The sequence below is a fragment of the Humibacter albus DSM 18994 genome (assembly GCF_000421825.1).
In the GTDB taxonomy this organism is placed as follows: Bacteria; Actinomycetota; Actinomycetes; order Actinomycetales; family Microbacteriaceae; genus Humibacter; species Humibacter albus.
In genome coordinates, this window is sequence record NZ_ATXT01000020.1 from 1 (window position 1) to 15,991 (window position 15,991).

The 15,991-nt window shown below is 70.1% G+C and carries 16 protein-coding genes; 4 read left to right on the forward strand and 12 right to left on the reverse strand.

The annotated features are described in order from the left end of the window. Nucleotides 1-115 precede the first annotated feature (115 nt). Nucleotides 116-1,384, forward strand: a complete 1,269-nt coding sequence (locus H623_RS0116315) for an IS256 family transposase (protein ID WP_022899078.1) — start codon at nt 116-118, stop codon at nt 1,382-1,384. A 213-nt stretch (nt 1,385-1,597) separates the two neighbouring features. On the opposite strand, the gene hemL is transcribed toward H623_RS0116315, so the two are convergent. Beyond that, complete coding sequence (gene hemL / locus H623_RS0116320; RefSeq protein WP_084486123.1) at nt 1,598-2,998, reverse strand: glutamate-1-semialdehyde 2,1-aminomutase; 1,401 nt, start codon at nt 2,996-2,998, stop codon at nt 1,598-1,600. Beyond that, complete coding sequence (hemB, locus tag H623_RS0116325) at nt 2,986-3,900, reverse strand: porphobilinogen synthase (RefSeq protein ID WP_051143301.1); 915 nt, start codon at nt 3,898-3,900, stop codon at nt 2,986-2,988. The genes hemL and hemB overlap by 13 nt, the downstream gene beginning before the upstream one ends. 316 nt (nt 3,901-4,216) lie before the next feature. Between hemB and H623_RS20590 the strand changes: the two genes are divergently transcribed. Beyond that, nucleotides 4,217-5,641, forward strand: coding sequence for an MFS transporter (locus H623_RS20590; RefSeq protein ID WP_022902000.1), 1,425 nt, complete (start codon nt 4,217-4,219; stop codon nt 5,639-5,641). 13 nt (nt 5,642-5,654) lie between these two features. Here H623_RS20590 and H623_RS20595 read toward each other — a convergent pair whose 3' ends face one another. Further along, nucleotides 5,655-6,212 (reverse strand): ATP-dependent zinc protease family protein, encoded by a 558-nt coding sequence (locus tag H623_RS20595; RefSeq protein WP_022902001.1) that lies wholly within the window; start codon nt 6,210-6,212, stop codon nt 5,655-5,657. A gap of 26 nt (nt 6,213-6,238) precedes the next feature. On the opposite strand from H623_RS20595, the gene rimK reads away from it, so the two are divergent. After that, complete coding sequence (gene rimK / locus H623_RS0116340) at nt 6,239-7,432, forward strand: 30S ribosomal protein S6--L-glutamate ligase (protein ID WP_022902002.1); 1,194 nt, start codon at nt 6,239-6,241, stop codon at nt 7,430-7,432. 21 nt (nt 7,433-7,453) lie between these two features. Here rimK and H623_RS0116345 read toward each other — a convergent pair whose 3' ends face one another. From H623_RS0116345 to hemQ, 4 genes are read right to left on the reverse strand one after another with little or no spacing between them, the layout of a single operon-like run. Then, nucleotides 7,454-8,251, reverse strand: a complete 798-nt coding sequence (locus tag H623_RS0116345; RefSeq protein ID WP_022902003.1) for a uroporphyrinogen-III synthase — start codon at nt 8,249-8,251, stop codon at nt 7,454-7,456. Then, nucleotides 8,251-9,225 (reverse strand): hydroxymethylbilane synthase, encoded by a 975-nt coding sequence (gene hemC, locus H623_RS0116350; RefSeq protein WP_022902004.1) that lies wholly within the window; start codon nt 9,223-9,225, stop codon nt 8,251-8,253. Before hemC ends, H623_RS0116345 begins: the two co-directional genes overlap by 1 nt. Continuing rightward, nucleotides 9,222-10,301, reverse strand: a complete 1,080-nt coding sequence (locus H623_RS20600) for a ferrochelatase (RefSeq protein WP_022902005.1) — start codon at nt 10,299-10,301, stop codon at nt 9,222-9,224. Before H623_RS20600 ends, hemC begins: the two co-directional genes overlap by 4 nt. Continuing rightward, entirely contained in the window at nt 10,298-11,065 is a 768-nt protein-coding gene (gene hemQ, locus H623_RS0116360; protein ID WP_022902006.1) for a hydrogen peroxide-dependent heme synthase, read from the reverse strand. Before hemQ ends, H623_RS20600 begins: the two co-directional genes overlap by 4 nt. Nucleotides 11,066-11,225: 160 nt before the next feature. On the opposite strand from hemQ, the gene H623_RS0116365 reads away from it, so the two are divergent. Then, the gene (locus tag H623_RS0116365) at nt 11,226-11,498 is read left to right on the forward strand and encodes a hypothetical protein (protein WP_022902007.1); all 273 of its coding nucleotides are present in this window, start codon (nt 11,226-11,228) and stop codon (nt 11,496-11,498) included. A gap of 220 nt (nt 11,499-11,718) precedes the next feature. Here H623_RS0116365 and H623_RS20605 read toward each other — a convergent pair whose 3' ends face one another. From H623_RS20605 to hemE, 5 genes are read right to left on the reverse strand one after another with little or no spacing between them, the layout of a single operon-like run. Further along, on the reverse strand, nt 11,719-12,009 hold the full coding sequence (locus tag H623_RS20605; protein ID WP_022902008.1) for a DUF3618 domain-containing protein: 291 nt from the start codon (nt 12,007-12,009) through the stop codon (nt 11,719-11,721). Next, nucleotides 11,999-12,466, reverse strand: coding sequence for a phage holin family protein (locus H623_RS0116375; protein WP_022902009.1), 468 nt, complete (start codon nt 12,464-12,466; stop codon nt 11,999-12,001). The genes H623_RS20605 and H623_RS0116375 overlap by 11 nt, the downstream gene beginning before the upstream one ends. After that, nucleotides 12,466-12,951, reverse strand: a complete 486-nt coding sequence (locus tag H623_RS22250) for a hypothetical protein (RefSeq protein ID WP_022902010.1) — start codon at nt 12,949-12,951, stop codon at nt 12,466-12,468. The genes H623_RS0116375 and H623_RS22250 overlap by 1 nt, the downstream gene beginning before the upstream one ends. 22 nt (nt 12,952-12,973) lie before the next feature. Next, the gene (locus H623_RS20615; RefSeq protein ID WP_022902011.1) at nt 12,974-14,674 is read right to left on the reverse strand and encodes a protoporphyrinogen/coproporphyrinogen oxidase; all 1,701 of its coding nucleotides are present in this window, start codon (nt 14,672-14,674) and stop codon (nt 12,974-12,976) included. Further along, nucleotides 14,671-15,903, reverse strand: coding sequence for a uroporphyrinogen decarboxylase (gene hemE / locus H623_RS0116390; RefSeq protein ID WP_051143307.1), 1,233 nt, complete (start codon nt 15,901-15,903; stop codon nt 14,671-14,673). The genes H623_RS20615 and hemE overlap by 4 nt, the downstream gene beginning before the upstream one ends. Nucleotides 15,904-15,991: the final 88 nt, after the last annotated feature.

Here is a 15,991-nt window from a genome sequence, read left to right on the forward strand (position 1 = left end):
GGGTGCGTCTCGTAGCGTGGTGTCACTTCCCGCGGGGTTCTCGTCGTCGTTGACGTAGGAGGGCCATCGTGGGATGACCAGTTGTTTCCGGCAAGAAGCAAAGCGAGATCCCACGATGACCGATAACCAGTCTGCCTTGACGACCCTGATCGGCGAAGTCCTCGCCGATCCCGACCTGGCCCACTCGGACGTGTTCCGGCGGATGCTGCAGGCCGGCCTGCAGGACCTGATCAACGCGGAAGCGACCGCACGGATCGGAGCCGCCCCGCACGAGCGCACCCCGGAGCGGACAACGCGCCGCAACGGCACCAGGCCGAAGACCCTCGCGACCCCGGCCGGCGAAGTCGACCTTCAGATCCCGAAGTTGCGGGAGGGGTCGTTCTTCCCGTCGCTGCTGTCGCCGCGCCGGCGGGTCGATAAGGCCCTCTACGCGGTGATCTGCCAAGCGTGGATCGACGGTGTCTCCACCCGCAAGGTCGAGCAGCTGGTCCGGGCTCTGGGCAACGACACCGGCATCAGCCGGTCCACGGTCTCGCGGATCTGCTCCGAGATCGACGAGGCGGTTCAGGAGTTCCTGCACCGCCGGATCGACCACACCTGGTTCCCGTATCTGTTCCTGGACGCCACCTACCTCGACGTGCGCCACCGCGGCCGCGTCGTCTCCCAGGCCCTCGTCGTGGCCACCGGCGTCTCCGGCGAAGGTCGGCGGGAGATCCTTGGCATGGCACTGGGCGACGCGGAGACCACCGACTTCTGGACCGAGTTCCTCCGCGGCCTGCGTGACCGGGGGTTGAAGGTTCCCACCAACGCCGACCCGCTCGGCGTCGCCCTGGTCACTTCCGACGCGCACGCCGGCCTCAAGGCCGCGGTCAAGGCGATCCTGCCCGGATCGAGCTGGCAGAGATGCCGGGTGCATTTCGCGCGGAACGTGACCCAGCGGCTCGGCTCGGCACGGTCAAAGCCCGTCAACGCGCTGATCTCGACGATCTTCGCGCAGACCACCCGCGAAGCGGTGACGGCCCAGTACCACCAAGTCGCCGACAGCCTCCGCGGCTCGTTCCCCGAGATCGCGGCCATGCTCGAGAACGCCGAGCCAGACCTGACCGCGTTCGCGACGTTGCCCCGTGAGCACTGGCAGAAGGTCTGGTCGAACAACCCGATCGAGCGCCTGAACAGGGAGATCAAACGTCGCGCCGACGTGGTCCAGATCTTCCCCGACCGCGACTCCGTCACCCGTCTTATCGGAGCCGTCCTCCAAGAGCAGCACGAGGAATGGCAATACGGGGAACGCCGCTACTTCTCCGAGACCTCAATGCGAGCACTGATCCACGTCCTCCACGAGACCACCGAGCCCGCCCACCCCGAACTGCTCCTCACCGCCTAACCATCACCCACCCACAGGAAACAACAGCAGTAACACCACATCACGGGACTTGACCACGGCGATCCGGCGGGACCCCTCTCGGAGGCCGCACGCCCTCGGATTCCCGGGGTACCGGGACGCCATGGGGTACGACAGGCACGTCGGCGGCCTGAATTGTGCACGAGGGAGTCGCGCGCGGCAGCGCGCAGGCGGGACGCGCGGAAGCGGCGGTACTCAGGCGGGACGCGCAGAAGCGGCGGCGCGCGCGGCGGCGGGAAGGGCATCCAGCACGCGGTTCACGGCGGAGTCGTCGTGCGCGGCCGTGACGAACCACGCCTCGAACACGCTCGGCGGCAGCGAGACCCCTGCATCGAGCATCGCGTGGAAGAAGGGTCCGTAGCGGAACGCGTCCTGGGCTTGCACGCCGGCATAGTCGTACGCCGGTGTCTCGCGGAACTGGATGCTGAACAGGCTGCCAGCGTGCGAGAGGTGGTGGGCGACGCCGGCGGCGTCGAGTGCGTCGTCGACGGCCTCCGAGATCGTCGTGGCGACGGTGTTGAGGCGGGCGTAGACATCCGCATCGGCGAGGTGGAGCGTGGCCAGGCCTGCGGCGACGGCAACGGGGTTTCCGGACAGCGTGCCCGCCTGATACACCGGCCCCACCGGCGCGAGCAGCTCCATGAGCTCGCGCCGTCCGCCGAGGGCGGCCAGCGGCATGCCACCGCCGATGACCTTGCCGAATGTGACGAGGTCGGGCACGTACGTCGGGGAGACCAGCGCGCGGCTGCCGTCGTCCTCCTCGCGGACGGCGAAGGCCGATTCTCCCCACCAGCCGGCGGGGCCGACGCGGAAACCCGTGAGCACCTCATCGAGGATGAGCAACGCTCCGTGGTCGTGCGCGGTATCGGCGAGGAACGCGTTGAATCCGGGCCGTGGCGTGACGACGCCCATGTTGGCCGGAGCTGCCTCGGTGATGATCGCCGCGATGCGGTCGCCGTGCTCGGCGAAGACGGCGCGCACCGCCTCCCGGTCGTTGTACGGGACGACGACGGTCTGCGCCGCGATCTCGGCGGGAACGCCGGCCGAGGCCGGAAGTGCGAGCGTCGCGAGACCGCTTCCGGCATCGGCGAGCAGGCCGTCGGAGTGCCCGTGGTAGAGGCCGGAGAACTTCACGACCAGGTCGCGGCCGGTGGCGCCGCGGGCGAGGCGGATCGCCGTCATGGTGGCCTCGGTGCCCGTGGAGACCAGGCGAAGCTCGTCGACGAGACGCGTCGTCACGAGCGACCGGCCGTTGAGGTGATGCGAGCCGGGCGTGACGGAAAGACGGTCGATGACCAGTTGGGCGAGCTCGGTCTCCGCGGGAGTCGAGGCGCCGAAGCTCAGGCCGCGGGAGGCGGCATCCTGCACGGCGGCGACGACCTCGGGATGCCCGTGGCCGAGGATCGCCGGCCCCCACGATGCGACGAGGTCGACGTACTCGCGACCCTCGACGTCGGTGACGTACGGGCCGTGCGCCGACACCAGGAACCGTGGCGTTCCGCCCACCGAGCGGAAGGCGCGCACCGGCGAGTTCACACCGCCAGGAATGACGCGCTTGGCCCGATCGAATGCGGAGTCGTTCGTCACTTCAACCACCCGGCCACCTCCACAGCCCAGTACGTCAGCACGGCGTCGGCGCCCGCGCGCCGAATGCTCGTCAGTGACTCGAGCACGGCACGGTCGCGGTCGATCCACCCGTTCGCGGCGGCGGCCTCGATCATCGCGTACTCCCCACTGATCTGATATGCCCACACGGGAATATCACTCACAGCGGCCACGTCGGCGAGCACGTCGAGGTACGACATCGCCGGCTTGACCATGAGGATGTCCGCCCCCTCTTCGAGGTCGAGCGTCGCCTCCCGCAGACCCTCGCGTCGGTTTGCCGGGTCCTGCTGATAGCTGCGGCGATCGCCCTGCAGCTGGGAGTCGACGGCCTCGCGGAACGGACCGTAGAAGCTGGATGCATACTTCGCGGCGTATGCGAGTATCGCCGTGTCGACGAGACCCTCCGTGTCGAGCGCATCCCGCACCGCCGCGACCTGGCCGTCCATCATGCCGCTGAGGCCGAGGATCTGCGATCCGGCTTCCGCCTGGGCGAGCGCCATGTCGCGGTAGCGCAGGAGCGTGGCGTCGTTGTCGACGCGACCACGGGCATCCAACACTCCGCAATGCCCGTGATCGGTGAACTCGTCGAGGCACAGGTCGGTCTGCACCACGAGCGCGTCGCCCACTTCGGCCGCCACGGCACGGGTGCCCGCATTGAGGATGCCGTCGGGATCGGTGGCGCCGGAGCCGATGGCATCCCGTCGCTCGGGCACGCCGAACAGCATGACGCCGCCGATGCCGGCTTCCGCCGCCTCCGCCGCGCCCGCCTTCAGGCTGTCGAGCGTGTGCTGCACGACGCCGGGCATCGACTCGATCGGCCTGGGTTCGCGGATGCCCTCACGCACGAACATCGGCAGGATCAGCTCCGCGGGGTGCAGCCGCGTTTCCGCCATGAGGCGTCGGAGTGCGGGGGTGGAGCGGAGGCGTCGGGGGCGAACAGTCGGATGCAGCACGTCGTTCACCCCTCAACCCTACGGGCGAGGGCTGTGCGTGCGCCGGGGGCCCTCTTCCAGATCGAGCCCGCATATTGTTGCCGAGCCACCCCTTGAATCACGCCAATAGGCGGGTGGCCCGACGACAAGCGGGTGGCCCGACGACAAGGGGACGGCCCAGCAACACGGGGGCTCTACGACACGGTGGGCGGGTGCCGCACTGGAGCCGGGCGCCGCGGGCGGCGACATACGATCGTGGGGTGCGGAGAACGGGGCGGTGAACGAGGTGACCGGCACCGAAGCATCCCGAGCACGTCCCCCGCGCACCGGCCTCGCCGTCGCGGCCCTCTGTCTCGGCACGGTGCTCAACCCGCTGAACTCCTCGATGATCGCGGTCGCTCTCGTCGACCTGCAGAAGACCTTCACGCTCGGCATCGCCGAGGCCACCTGGGTCATCACCGCGTTCTACCTCGCCTCGGCCGCGGGCCAGCCGCTGATGGGACGGCTCGGCGATCGATTCGGGCCGCGGCGACTGTTCGTGGTGGGCATGGCGATCGTGATGGTGGTCTGCGTGCTCACACCGTTCGCCCCGTCGTTCGGGCTCGTCTGCCTGGGCCGGGTCGGCCTCGCGATCGGCACTGCCACCGCGTTCCCGTCGGCGGTGGCGATGATCCACCCGCTGAGCGCGCAGTCGGGCATGTCGAGCGCACGACTGCTGGCGCGCATCCAGATCGCCAACACCGCGGGCGCCGCCATCGGGCCCGTGCTCGGCGGAGTGCTCGTGCTCACCATCGGCTGGCCGGCGATCTTCGCCGTCAACGTGCCACTCGCGGCGATCGCGCTCATCGGCACCCGGATGCTCGCGCCCGCGGACGCCGAACGCCGCCGCCAGCGGTTCCGTACGCTGGTCGCTCATTCCGACATCCCCGGCATCGCGCTCTTCATCGGGATGCTCGTGGCCCTGCTGGTCTTCGTGCTCGGCCTGCAGGCGGCGCCGGTGTGGTGGCTGCTCGCCGTCGCGATCGCGGCCGGGGCCGGATTCGTGTGGCGTGAGCTGACGGCATCCGTTCCGTTCATCGACCTTCGACTGCTCGGCAAGAACCGGTCGCTGATGATGGTGTACCTGTGCTTCGCCGTGTTCAACCTCGTGTACTACACCGCGTTCTTCGGGTTGCCGCAGCTACTGCAGGAACACGGCGGCTACGACGCCGGCATCACTGGGCTGCTGATGTTCCCGCTGGCGGCGGTGACGATCGGGCTGACCCCGCTCGGCGCCCGCTGGATCGACACCCGAGGCCTTCGCTTCACCCTCATCGTCGGAGGGCTCGGGCTCATCGTCGGCGCGGGTCTGCTCGCGGTCGCCGCGACCACCGTGAACCCGGTGGCCATGCTGCTCGTCACGGCCGCGCTGGGCGCGCCGTACTGCATCGTGAGCATCGCGATGAGCCAGGCGCTCTACGCCTCCGCCGCGCGCAAGGATGCCGGTGTCGCCGCCGGCATCTTCCAGACCGCGCGCTACGTGGGAGCGATCGCGGCGACCACCGTGCTCGGCGTCGTGTTCGTCGGCGGTTCGGGACCGGATGCCTCATGGCAGTGGATGACCATGGTCGCCATCGCGACCGGCCTGGCTATCGTGCACGCGGTGTTGCTGAGCACGTGGCATCCGCGCTCCTACGATGAGCAGCAGGCGGCCGCCAGCTGACCGGACGACAGCCTCACGCGCGCCCGCGGTTGCGGCGACGCACCGGCTTCGGCGCGCGGCCGGCCACGAACGACCGGCCCGGGTCGACGAGGAACCCGCCCTGGCGCAGCGCCTGCCGACCGACGAGCATCCTGAAGCCCATCCGATCCCGGTTCGTCAGCGTCGTCTCCGCCTGCACGGTACGCCCGAACAGCTCGAGCTCCAGCAGCACGACGTAGCGGCGCTGCGCGTGTCCCGACGAGCTGCGCACCATCCTGCGGTCGTGCACCGGCAGTTCGACGTCGACCGCATCGAGATTCGAGTTCTGCCACGGACGCACCTTGAAGCGCACTCGCGCGCCCCCGTCGAGCTCCTGGATGTCGAACGCGTGCAACGCCGAGCTGCGGGCGCCGGTGTCAAGCTTGGCCTTCACCCAGGGCACGCCGATGCGCGGCAGGGTGACCCATTCCCGCCAGCCCGCGACGGTGTTCGAGCCTGCTGCGACGGTGCTTGAATGTACTGTCGCCGCGTCGTCCCGCGCCGCGCTCGCCCGGTGAGTCGTCGTTTCAGCCGGTTCACCATCTCGCCCCATTCCCCCATCTTTCCAGGAGCCGTTCGGTGAAACTGGCCATTCTCTCCCGGGCCCCGCAGTCGTACTCCACGCAACGCCTGCGCACCGCCGCCGCCGACCGCGGACACCGCGTCAAGGTGCTCGACACCCTGCGGTTCTCGATAGACCTTTCGGGCGACGGCCCCGACCTGCAGTACCGCGGAAGGCTCCTGTCGGACTACGACGCGATCCTGCCGCGCATCGGCAACTCGATCACGTACTTCGGCACCGCAGTCGTCCGACAGTTCGAGCAGATGGATGTCTATACCCCGAACACCGCGAACGGCATCACGAACTCGCGTGACAAGCTGCGCGCGACGCAGATCCTCTCCCGGCACAACATCGGGATGCCCGCCACGGCTTTCGTACACAGCCGCGCCGACGTGCGCACCGCCATCGAGTCAGTGGGCGGAGCGCCGGTGGTGATCAAGCTGCTGGAGGGCACGCAGGGCATCGGCGTCATCCTGGCACCCGAGGCGAAGATCGCGGAGGCCATCATCGAGACACTGCACTCCACGAAGCAGAACGTGCTGGTGCAGTCGTTCATCTCCGAGAGCCGGGGACGGGACATCCGCGCCCTGGTCGTCGGCGATCGGGTGGTCGGTGCCATGCGCCGCACGGCGAGCGGCGACGAGTTCCGCTCGAACGTGCACCGCGGCGGCTCGGTGGAACGCGTCGAGCTGTCGCCCGAGTTCGAACAGGCAGCCGTGCGCTCGGCCCAGATCATGGGCCTGCGCGTGGCCGGTGTGGACATGCTGGAAGGCAACGAGGGGCCGCTGGTCATGGAGGTCAACTCCTCGCCGGGCCTGCAGGGCATCGAGACCGCCACCGGCCTCGACATCGCCGGCGCCGTCGTGGACTACATCGACAACCAGGTCGCGTTCCCCGAGATCGACGTGCGGCAGCGCCTCAGCGTCTCCACCGGCTACGGCGTGGCCGAGCTGGCCGTGGGCGCCGACGCCGACCTCGTGGGCAAGCGTCTGCGCGACTCCGGGCTCGACGAGCGCGACATCACCGTGCTCACCCTGCACCGCGGCACCGCGGTCATCCCGAACCCGCGCGGCAACACGGAACTGGAAGCCGGCGACCGCCTGCTCTGCTTCGGCAGGCTCGAGGAGATGCGCTCGATGATTCCGGCCCGCCGCCGACGGCGCACTCGTGTGCGCAAACTGCCGAAGGATGCCGTGCGCCCGGCCGAGTAGGCCTCTCCCCGCGCCGCGCGGTCAGGCGCCGGCGCGGCGCGCCGCGAGCTCCGCGACCGTCTGCACCAGCGACTCGGCGGTGCGCCCGGCCGCGACCACGTCGACGCGCAGGCCGTCGTCGCGTGCGTCACGCGCGGTGCGCGGACCGATCGCAGCCACGAGCGTCTGCGCCGGCACCGGGCCGAGCTGCTGCCGCACCTGCTCGGCAACGCTGCCCGACGTCAACAGGATCGCGTTGATACGCCCGGATGCCACGTCGACCACGACCTTCTCCGGAACTGGAATTCCCACGGTGCGGTACGCGACGACCGAGCGCACGTCGTGCCCCAGCGCGGTCAGGCCGTCGGTCAGTGTGGGCTTCGCGATCTCGCTGCGCAGGGTGAGCACGCGCAGCGGCACGATGCCCTGCGTGATCGCGGGCCACGCGTCGAGCATGCCTGCCGCGGAGTTGTCGTCCGACGGCACGAAGTCGGCGCGATACCCGGCCGCGAGCAGCGCCGCGGCGGTGCTCTCGCCGACGGCGGCGATGCGCGTGGTCGGCGGGATGCTCGCCTGGTGCGCCGACAGCACGTCCACGGTCGTCGCGCTGGTCACCGTGAGCCAGTCGAATCCGCCTGCGGCGAGCGCGTTCAGCGCCGTGACGAGGGATGCCTCATCGGAGGTCGGGGCGAAGTTGATCATCGGCGCCACCACCGGGACGCCGCCGTACGCGCGTACGTCGGCGGCGACCGAGTCGCCCCACGGCCCGCCGCGCGGGACGAGCACTCGCCATCCGGCGAGCGGTTTCGGACCTTGCGTGGGAATGGGGCCGGTGACCATCAGACTCCCCCCAGCGGGGCGAGCGTGGCAGCGCCGCCGGCGAGGAGTTCATCGACGACGCGCTGGGAGACATCCTCGGCCGCTTCCAGCAGCGCGGACTGGCCGGTGCCCTCGAGGCTGGCGGCATGCGACGACGTGAGGCGTTGCGTGCCGTCGGGTTTGTAGACGGTGGCGGTGAGGAACAGCAGACCGTCCTCGACCAGCGCGGTGGTGCCGAGCGGCGCGGCGCAGCCTGCCTCGAGGCCCGCGAGAACGGCGCGCTCCGCGGCGACCGTACCCCGCGTGGTCACGTGGTTGATCGCGGCGAGGCCCTGGGCGAGCGCACGGCCGTCGGCGGAAGTGTCCTTCTTGCGCCGGGTCTCCAACGCGAGCGCGCCCTGCCCGGGAGCGGTGAGCCAGTCGCCGAGCTCCAGATACTGCGTGGCGGCATCCCCGCGCCCGAGTCGGCCGAGACCGGCAGCGGCGAGGATGATCGCATCGAGCCGACGGTCGACGTCTGCATCGCCGAACACGCGGCCGAGCCGGGTGTCGATGTTGCCGCGGATGTCGACCACCTCGAGATCCGGGCGCAGCGCCTTCAGCTGCGCCACCCGCCGCGGCGACCCGGTGCCCACCCGGGAGCCGGCGGGAAGCGTGTCGAGCGTGAGGCCGTCGCGCGCGCAGAGCACGTCACGGGCATCCGCTCGCTTGGGCACCGCCGCGAGCGCGATGTCGGGGTGCGGTGCCGTCGGCAAGTCTTTGAGCGAGTGCACGGCCACGTCGATCTCGCCGCGCAGCAGCGCATCGCGCAGCGCGCCCGTGAACACGCCGGTGCCGCCGAGCTGCGCCAGCGATTCCGTGGTCGTGTCCCCGTGCGTCGTGATGGGCACGAGCTCGACCTCGAGGCCGGATGCCTTCGCCAGCGAGTCCGCGACCTGACGCGTCTGGGCGAGCGCGAGCGCGCTCGAACGCGTGCCGACCCGCACGGCCGTCATCGGGCGACGACCTTCTCCGCTCGCGTTCCGACCGTCTCGTGATCGGGCCAGGGGCCGAGTTCGGTCGCGTGCGGGCGCCGGTCGTCCGGCACGTCGTTCAGACGCTCCTCGATCAGGTCGACGAGCCCGGCGACGAAAGCGGGATGCGTGCCCGGAGTCGGCACGCGCACAGCCCGCAGGCCGTTCTCGGCAGAGGTGGTGAGGGCTTCGTTGTCAAGATCCCAGACGACCTCCATGTGGTCGCTGACGAACCCGAGCGGCACGATGATTACGGCCTTGACCTCGCCGGCAGCGGCCAGGTCGGCGATGGCCTCGTTGATGTCGGGCTCGAGCCACGGCGTGCGCGGGTCGCCGGAGCGCGACTGGTAGACGAGCGACCACGGGATGCCCGCTGCCGCTGCCTCCGAGACCGCGTGCGCCACGACGCAGTGCTGCGCCACGTAGGCGCCGCCGGTTCCGAACTGCGGTCCGGAGGCCTCGGCCGCCGCCGCCGGAATGGAGTGCGTGACGAACAGCACGTGGATGTCGTCGCGCGTGACGGCATCCGCCGCCCCTGCGGACGAGTCCGAGGTGAGTTCGGCGACGGCCGCCTCGACGCCTTCGACGAGGGGCGTCACGAAGCCGGGGTGGTCGAAGTACTCGCGGATGCGGTCGATCGACATGACGTCGCTCAGGCTCGTGTCCGCGAGGGCCTTCTCGAAGTCCTCGCGGTACTGACCCACCCCGGAGTACGAGGTGTAGGCGCTGGTGACGAGCGCGAGCAGGCGGTCGTGACCGTTCGCGTGTGCCGCACGCACGGCATCCGCGAAGTACGGGTGCCAGTTGCGGTTGCCCCAGTACACCGGGAGCCGGATGCCACGACGCGCGATCTCCGCTTCGAGCGCCGCCTTGAGAGCGCGGTTCTGCTCGTTGATCGGGCTCACGCCGCCGTGCACGCGATAGTGGTGGGCGACCTCTTCGAGCCGCTCATCCGGGATGCCCCGTCCGCGCGTCACGTTGCGCAGGAACGGGATGACGTCGTCCTGACCTTCCGGGCCGCCGAAGCTGGAAAGCAGCACTGCGTCGTATGTCGTCATTGCAAGACCTCGGGGATGTCTGTCACGGGGATGCGTCGACCCGTGAAGAAGGGCACCTCCTCGCGCACGTGACGACGGGCGTCAGCGCTGCGGAGATGCCGCATCATGTCGACGAGATCGACGAGCTGATCTGACTCCATCGGCAGTAGCCACTCATAGTCGCCCAGCGCGAACGCGGAGACGGTGTTGGCCAGCACCGAACGGTATTCCGCACCCTTGCGCCCGTGCTCGGCGAGCATGCGGCTCCGCTCGGCGTCGGGGAGAAGATACCACTCGTAACTGCGCACGAACGGATAGACGGTGAGCCACTGCTTCGCCTCGATCCCCTGCAGGAACGCGGGGACGTGCGCTCGGTTGAACTCTGCGGCGCGGTGCACCCCCATGGCGTTCCAGGTGGGAAGCAGATCACGCAGCAGGGTCGTGCGGCGCAGGGCGCGCAATGCGCGCTGCAGGTGCTCGGCCACCGGGCCGTGCAGCCAGAACATCAGATCGGCGTTCGCCTTGAGGCCTGAGGTGTCGTAGATGCCCCGGATCGTCACGTCGCTCGACTCGATCTCGGCGACCGTCTGCTCGAGCTCGGCGACGGCCTGGCCGAGGCCGGACTCCGCGAGATCGAGCGGTCGCTGCGGGTCGCGGCGCAGCACCGCCCAGAGCGTGAAGCCTTCGGGCTGGTCGCCGGCCGAGCCCTCGTGAGCGGCTGTCTCGGGTGAAGCGGAGTGGGTGGGGGAAACGGATGCCGTGTCGGCGGCCGCCGGGTGAGTCATGGCATCCAGTCTCCCCCGTGTGGCGCATTCGGGCAAAAGCGAGGGCTCCGGCGGGGTCAACCCCTGTGATTCGGGTTCGTTTCGACGCATTCTGAACAAATACGAAGGAACGGGCGGGATGCGCGAATAAATCGGGGAGCATCGGTGTTGGTATATGCAAATGTCTGAATCGTTGAAGAACTCCAGCCGTGTCGCGGAGCAGTCCTCTGCGACAACGACGCCTCGCCGCAAGCGTCCGAGCCGTGCGAAGGCGCGACCGATTCTCGATGCCCGCGCGAAGATGCTCTCCGCATTCCCGTGGGCGGAGAACCTGCCCTATGACGACCAGCAGCGCTTCGCCGACGAACTGGCCCACCACCCGCGCGACCTGCCGAACGGGCAGCTCGAGGCCCTGATCCTCGCCTGGAAGCAGCGCGCCCGCCGAGCGGCGTAGACCCGGATTCGTCTCAGCGGCTCGCAGGCGCCCCCGATGCCAGCCACCCCTTAGTTGTCGGGCCACCCCTCAATTCACGTGATTGCGAGGGTGGCCCGACGGCATCCGGGTGGCCCGACGACATCTGAAGGGTTCGACGGCGCCCGGAGGCTCAACGCATCTGGGTCGCTCCATGAACGGCGGCCCCATGCCTGCTTCGCGACTCCGGGCGCTCGGCCTGCTACTTGCCGCGCAGCATCCGCACCGTGAGCCAGACCGCTCCCGCCAGCGCCGCCGCGACGCCCGAACCCACCGCGGCCAGTCCGCCAGGGTTCTCGTGCGCCGCGGTGCGGATGCGCCGGGGGATGTTCAGCTTGTCTTGGAGGGCATCCAGCGTGGCGGCGAGTTCCGCGCGCGCCGCCACCACGTCCGCGATGGGGTCACCTGTCGGCTTCTGTGCGGCGGCCTTCTCGGCGTCCTGACGCACCCCGCGCGATTCGTTCGACGGGATGCCGCTTTGCTCAGCGGTCATAGTCGCCCATCCCCTTCACCGCGTTCACGTCCTGCTTCACACTCTCGATGGTCTCTGTCGGCGCCGGCGGCATGCCCTTCTTGAGCACGCGAACGCCGACGAGCGCGAAGAGGAGCGCCAGCACGAGCAGGCCGCCCGCGACGATGAGCGCGGCCAACCAGCCCGGCAGCGCGACGGCGATGCCGAGCACCGCGGCCGCGACCAGCACCCCGAGCATGAAGAACAGCAGTGCTGCGGCGACCACGAAAAGGCCGATGCCGATTCCGGCATTGATCGCCTTGCGGATCAGCTCCGCTTTCAGCTGTGCGAGCTCTGCCTTGAGCAGCGTCACCACGAGACCCGGAAGGTCGCGCAGCAGCTGGATCAGCGAGCGCTTGTCGCGCTCGGCGCGACCACGCGACTCGGACGACGCGGCGCCGCGGCCCGCGCCCGATGTGGAACGCGTTCCGTCAGACATCAGGATGCCTGCCCGCCCGTTCCGGAACCGCCGGACGTCGAGCGGGACCGGCCCGACTTCGGCCGTGAGGTGCTCGAGCTCTGGGAGCCGGATCCGGAACCGTTCGATTTCGCCCCGGAGGATTCGGCGGTCGACGACTTCGACGCGGCGGCGGCCGAACCCGATCCCTTGACCGCCTTCGCGAATCCCCTGCCCGTCGATCCCGTGACCGATGACGACTCATCCGACCGATCTGCGTCGTTCGCGCGCGACGATCGGCCGTTGCCGGTGACCGCGCGTTTCACGCCGTCGGTGACCAGCGTTCCGAGGTCGCCGATGCGGTCCGCCGCGTAGTCCTGCACGGTGTGCACCTGTCTCTGCACCATGGGCGAGTCCCACACTCGTGACGCCGCGGCCTTGATCTGCTCGTATCGCTTGCGTCCAGCCCGAGTGCCGAGCACATACCCGACGCCCAGTCCGACCACGAAGAGAACTTTGCCTTTCATGGTGCCCCCGCCCCTGCCGTGTTCAGTCTTTGTCGGTCAGCGTCTTCCAGCGTAGTGCGCGGATGCGCTCGGCTGCGCGGCGGGCATCCGGCACCACCGAAGCGAGTCCGGTTCCAGAGAGCCATGAGCCGGTCACCTCGAGTCCGTCCACTTCGTCGATCGCGTCGCGTGCGGTCCGGATGCGCTCCCGCTCTCCCTCTGCGGCGATCGGAAGCGCGTTCGTGAAGCGCACCACGTCCGATGCGACGACACTAGATTCCGCAATCGGAATACTCAAGAGGGTTGACGCGTCGGCGATGGCCTGCGAACGTATGCCGTCGGCATCCATTCCCTCGAGCGGGCTGGGCTTTCCGGCACGGCCGTACGACAGGCGGACGACGTGACGTCCGGGCGGCAGTTCCTCTTTCACCCAGGGCCACTTCGCGGTGACGTGGGTCATCGCCTTCGCTGCGACCGTGCTCTGCGGCACCGTCTCGGCCACGAGCATCCCGGTGCCGCGCGGTGCGGCATCGAGACGGGCGTCGTCGATCACGAGCGTGACGATCTGCACAGTGGATGCCTGCGGCCACGCCAGGTGCTCCAGGTGCGCCAGCGACGTGGATGCCCGACCCAGCAACCGCAGAGCCGCCTGAGACGGTGTCGCCACGAGCACGGCGTCGGCGTCGAGCGTCTCGCCGCTCGACAGGCGCACGCGCCAGCGCGCCGGCCGTTCCGGCGCCGCGGGCGCACGCGTTTCGTCCACGCCCCGCGCAGACGCTCCGGCGAACGTGGCTCTTCCCGGCGCCGGGTCCCCGCCCGTCTCGGCGAACGCCTCGTCCACGGCCTCCGCGATCGCATCGGATTCCGGCGGAAAGTCGACGCCGCCCGCCGTCTCGGCGTCGAGAGAGAACTCCTCGTCCGGGTCCACCTCGCCCGGGTCCACTTCGCCCGGGGCCACCTCGTCGGCGGACCGCAGGCCGACCACCTCGACGCCGGTGCGGAGCGTCGCGCCGCGAGCGACGGCATCTTTCGCCAGCGCATCGACGAGCCGCGCCATGCCCCCGACGATGCCTCCGACCGCGGAGCCCGCCTTCGCCGACTCGCGCAGTTCGGCGACGCCGCCGGAGAGCGAGCCCGTGCGCGTGAGCGCCGGGTTGAGGCCGGGGGCGGCCACGGCCACGTCGAGATCGTAGGGCGAAGCGGAGTAGACGCCGGTCGTCACGGGCGCCACCAGGTTGTCGAGCACCGCCTGGCCCATGCGACGGCGCACGAGCCGGCCCAGGTTGCGTTCCTCGCCGATCTTGAGCACCGGCATGAGGCGGTCGCAGTAGGCGCGCAGGGCCCCGCGCCAGCCGATGGCCGCGATCACGTCCTTGGCCAACGGAACGCTCGGGATCCCCAGAATCCCCGCCTTCGGCGTCGGCACCGCGCGGTCCGGCAGCTGCAGCCAGGCGCCCGCGGCGAGCGGCGTGACCACATCGTCGGCCAGGCCGAGATCCTCGATCAGCGCGGCCACATGGCCGCCACGCGTGGCGAAGCTCTCGGCGCCGGCATCCAGCACGATGCCCGCCAGTTCGTGCCGTGCCACGCTGCCGCCGAGCTGCCGCCGTGCCTCGAGCACTGTCACCTCGAAACCGGGCCGGGCGATCTCGCGAGCCGCGACGAGTCCGGCGGCGCCGCCGCCGACCACGACGACGCGCGTCGGATCATCGGTGATGGCGCGTTCGAACGCCGACCCGCTCACGAGCCCAGCCCGTGCACGAGCTCCACGATGCGGGTGAGCACGCTCGGATCGGTCTCGGGCGGAACACCGTGCCCGAGGTTGACCACGTGCGATGGGGCATTGCGTCCCCGCTCGACCACCTCGCGCACGTGCGCCTCCACGATCGGCCACGGTGCTCCGAGGAACGCCGGATCGATGTTGCCCTGCAGCGGCACGATGTTGCCCAACCGGCGACTCGCCTCGTCAAGCGGAACGCGGTAGTCCACGCCGATCACGTCGGTGCCGATGTCGTGCATCGCGCGCAGCAGCTCACCGGTGCCCACCCCGAAGTGCACGATCGGGACGTTGCGCTGCACGGGCGTCGCCGACACGGGGTCCGCGGCGCGCTCCGGGTCCGGATAGGTGAGGTCGCGAACGTGCGAGAGCGCCCGAGCGGATGCCGGTGCCACGTGACGCGTGTAATCGTCCAGCGAGAGCGCCCCTGCCCACGAGTCGAACAGCTGCGCCGCACTCGCGCCCGCGAGCACCTGCGCGCGCAGGAAGCTCCCCGTGATGTCGGCGGCCCAGGTCATCAGCGCGTGCCAGGCATCCGGGTCGGCGTGCATCAGCGTGCGCGCTCGGATGTGGTCCTTCGACGGCCCGCCCTCCACGAGGTACGCGGCGAGCGTGAACGGGGCTCCGGCGAATCCGATGAGGGGCACGTCGCCGACGGCGCTGTCCGCCGACGCGCTTTCCACGGGAGCAGCCGCCTGCGGCTCGAGCCCGGCCAGGCCCGCGATGGTCTGGCGCACACCCTCCGAGACGGGCGCGAGGGCATCCATGTCGAGCGTCGGCAGGGCGGCGACGTCGGCTGCCGTGCGCACGGGTGTGCCCAGCACCGGACCCTTGCCGGGCACGATGTCGATGTCGACGCCGGCGAGCTTGAGGGGCACGACGATGTCGCTGAAGAAGATCGCGGCATCCACGTGATGCCTCCGCACCGGTTGCAGCGTGATCTCGCTGGCGAGCGCGGGGTCGAGGCAGGCATCCAGCATGTTCGTGCCGACGCGCAGTTCGCGGTATTCGGGCAGCGATCGTCCCGCCTGCCGCATGAACCACACGGGAAGCACATCGGGCCGGCGCCCGGAGTAGGCCGTGATCAGGCGCGAGCGAGAGGTGCGACCGGCGACGAGCGGATGCTCCGGCGCCAGCCCCTGCGCAGCCTCACCTCGCTGGGACTCGGCGGCAGCGCGCGTCGACGGGGTGGTCACGGCCGGTTCGGGTGAGGTCACGCACTCGATTCTCCCATCGCCGCCTGGATGCCCGCACCCGCGTTCGCCGGCCACCCAGCCCCTGCGG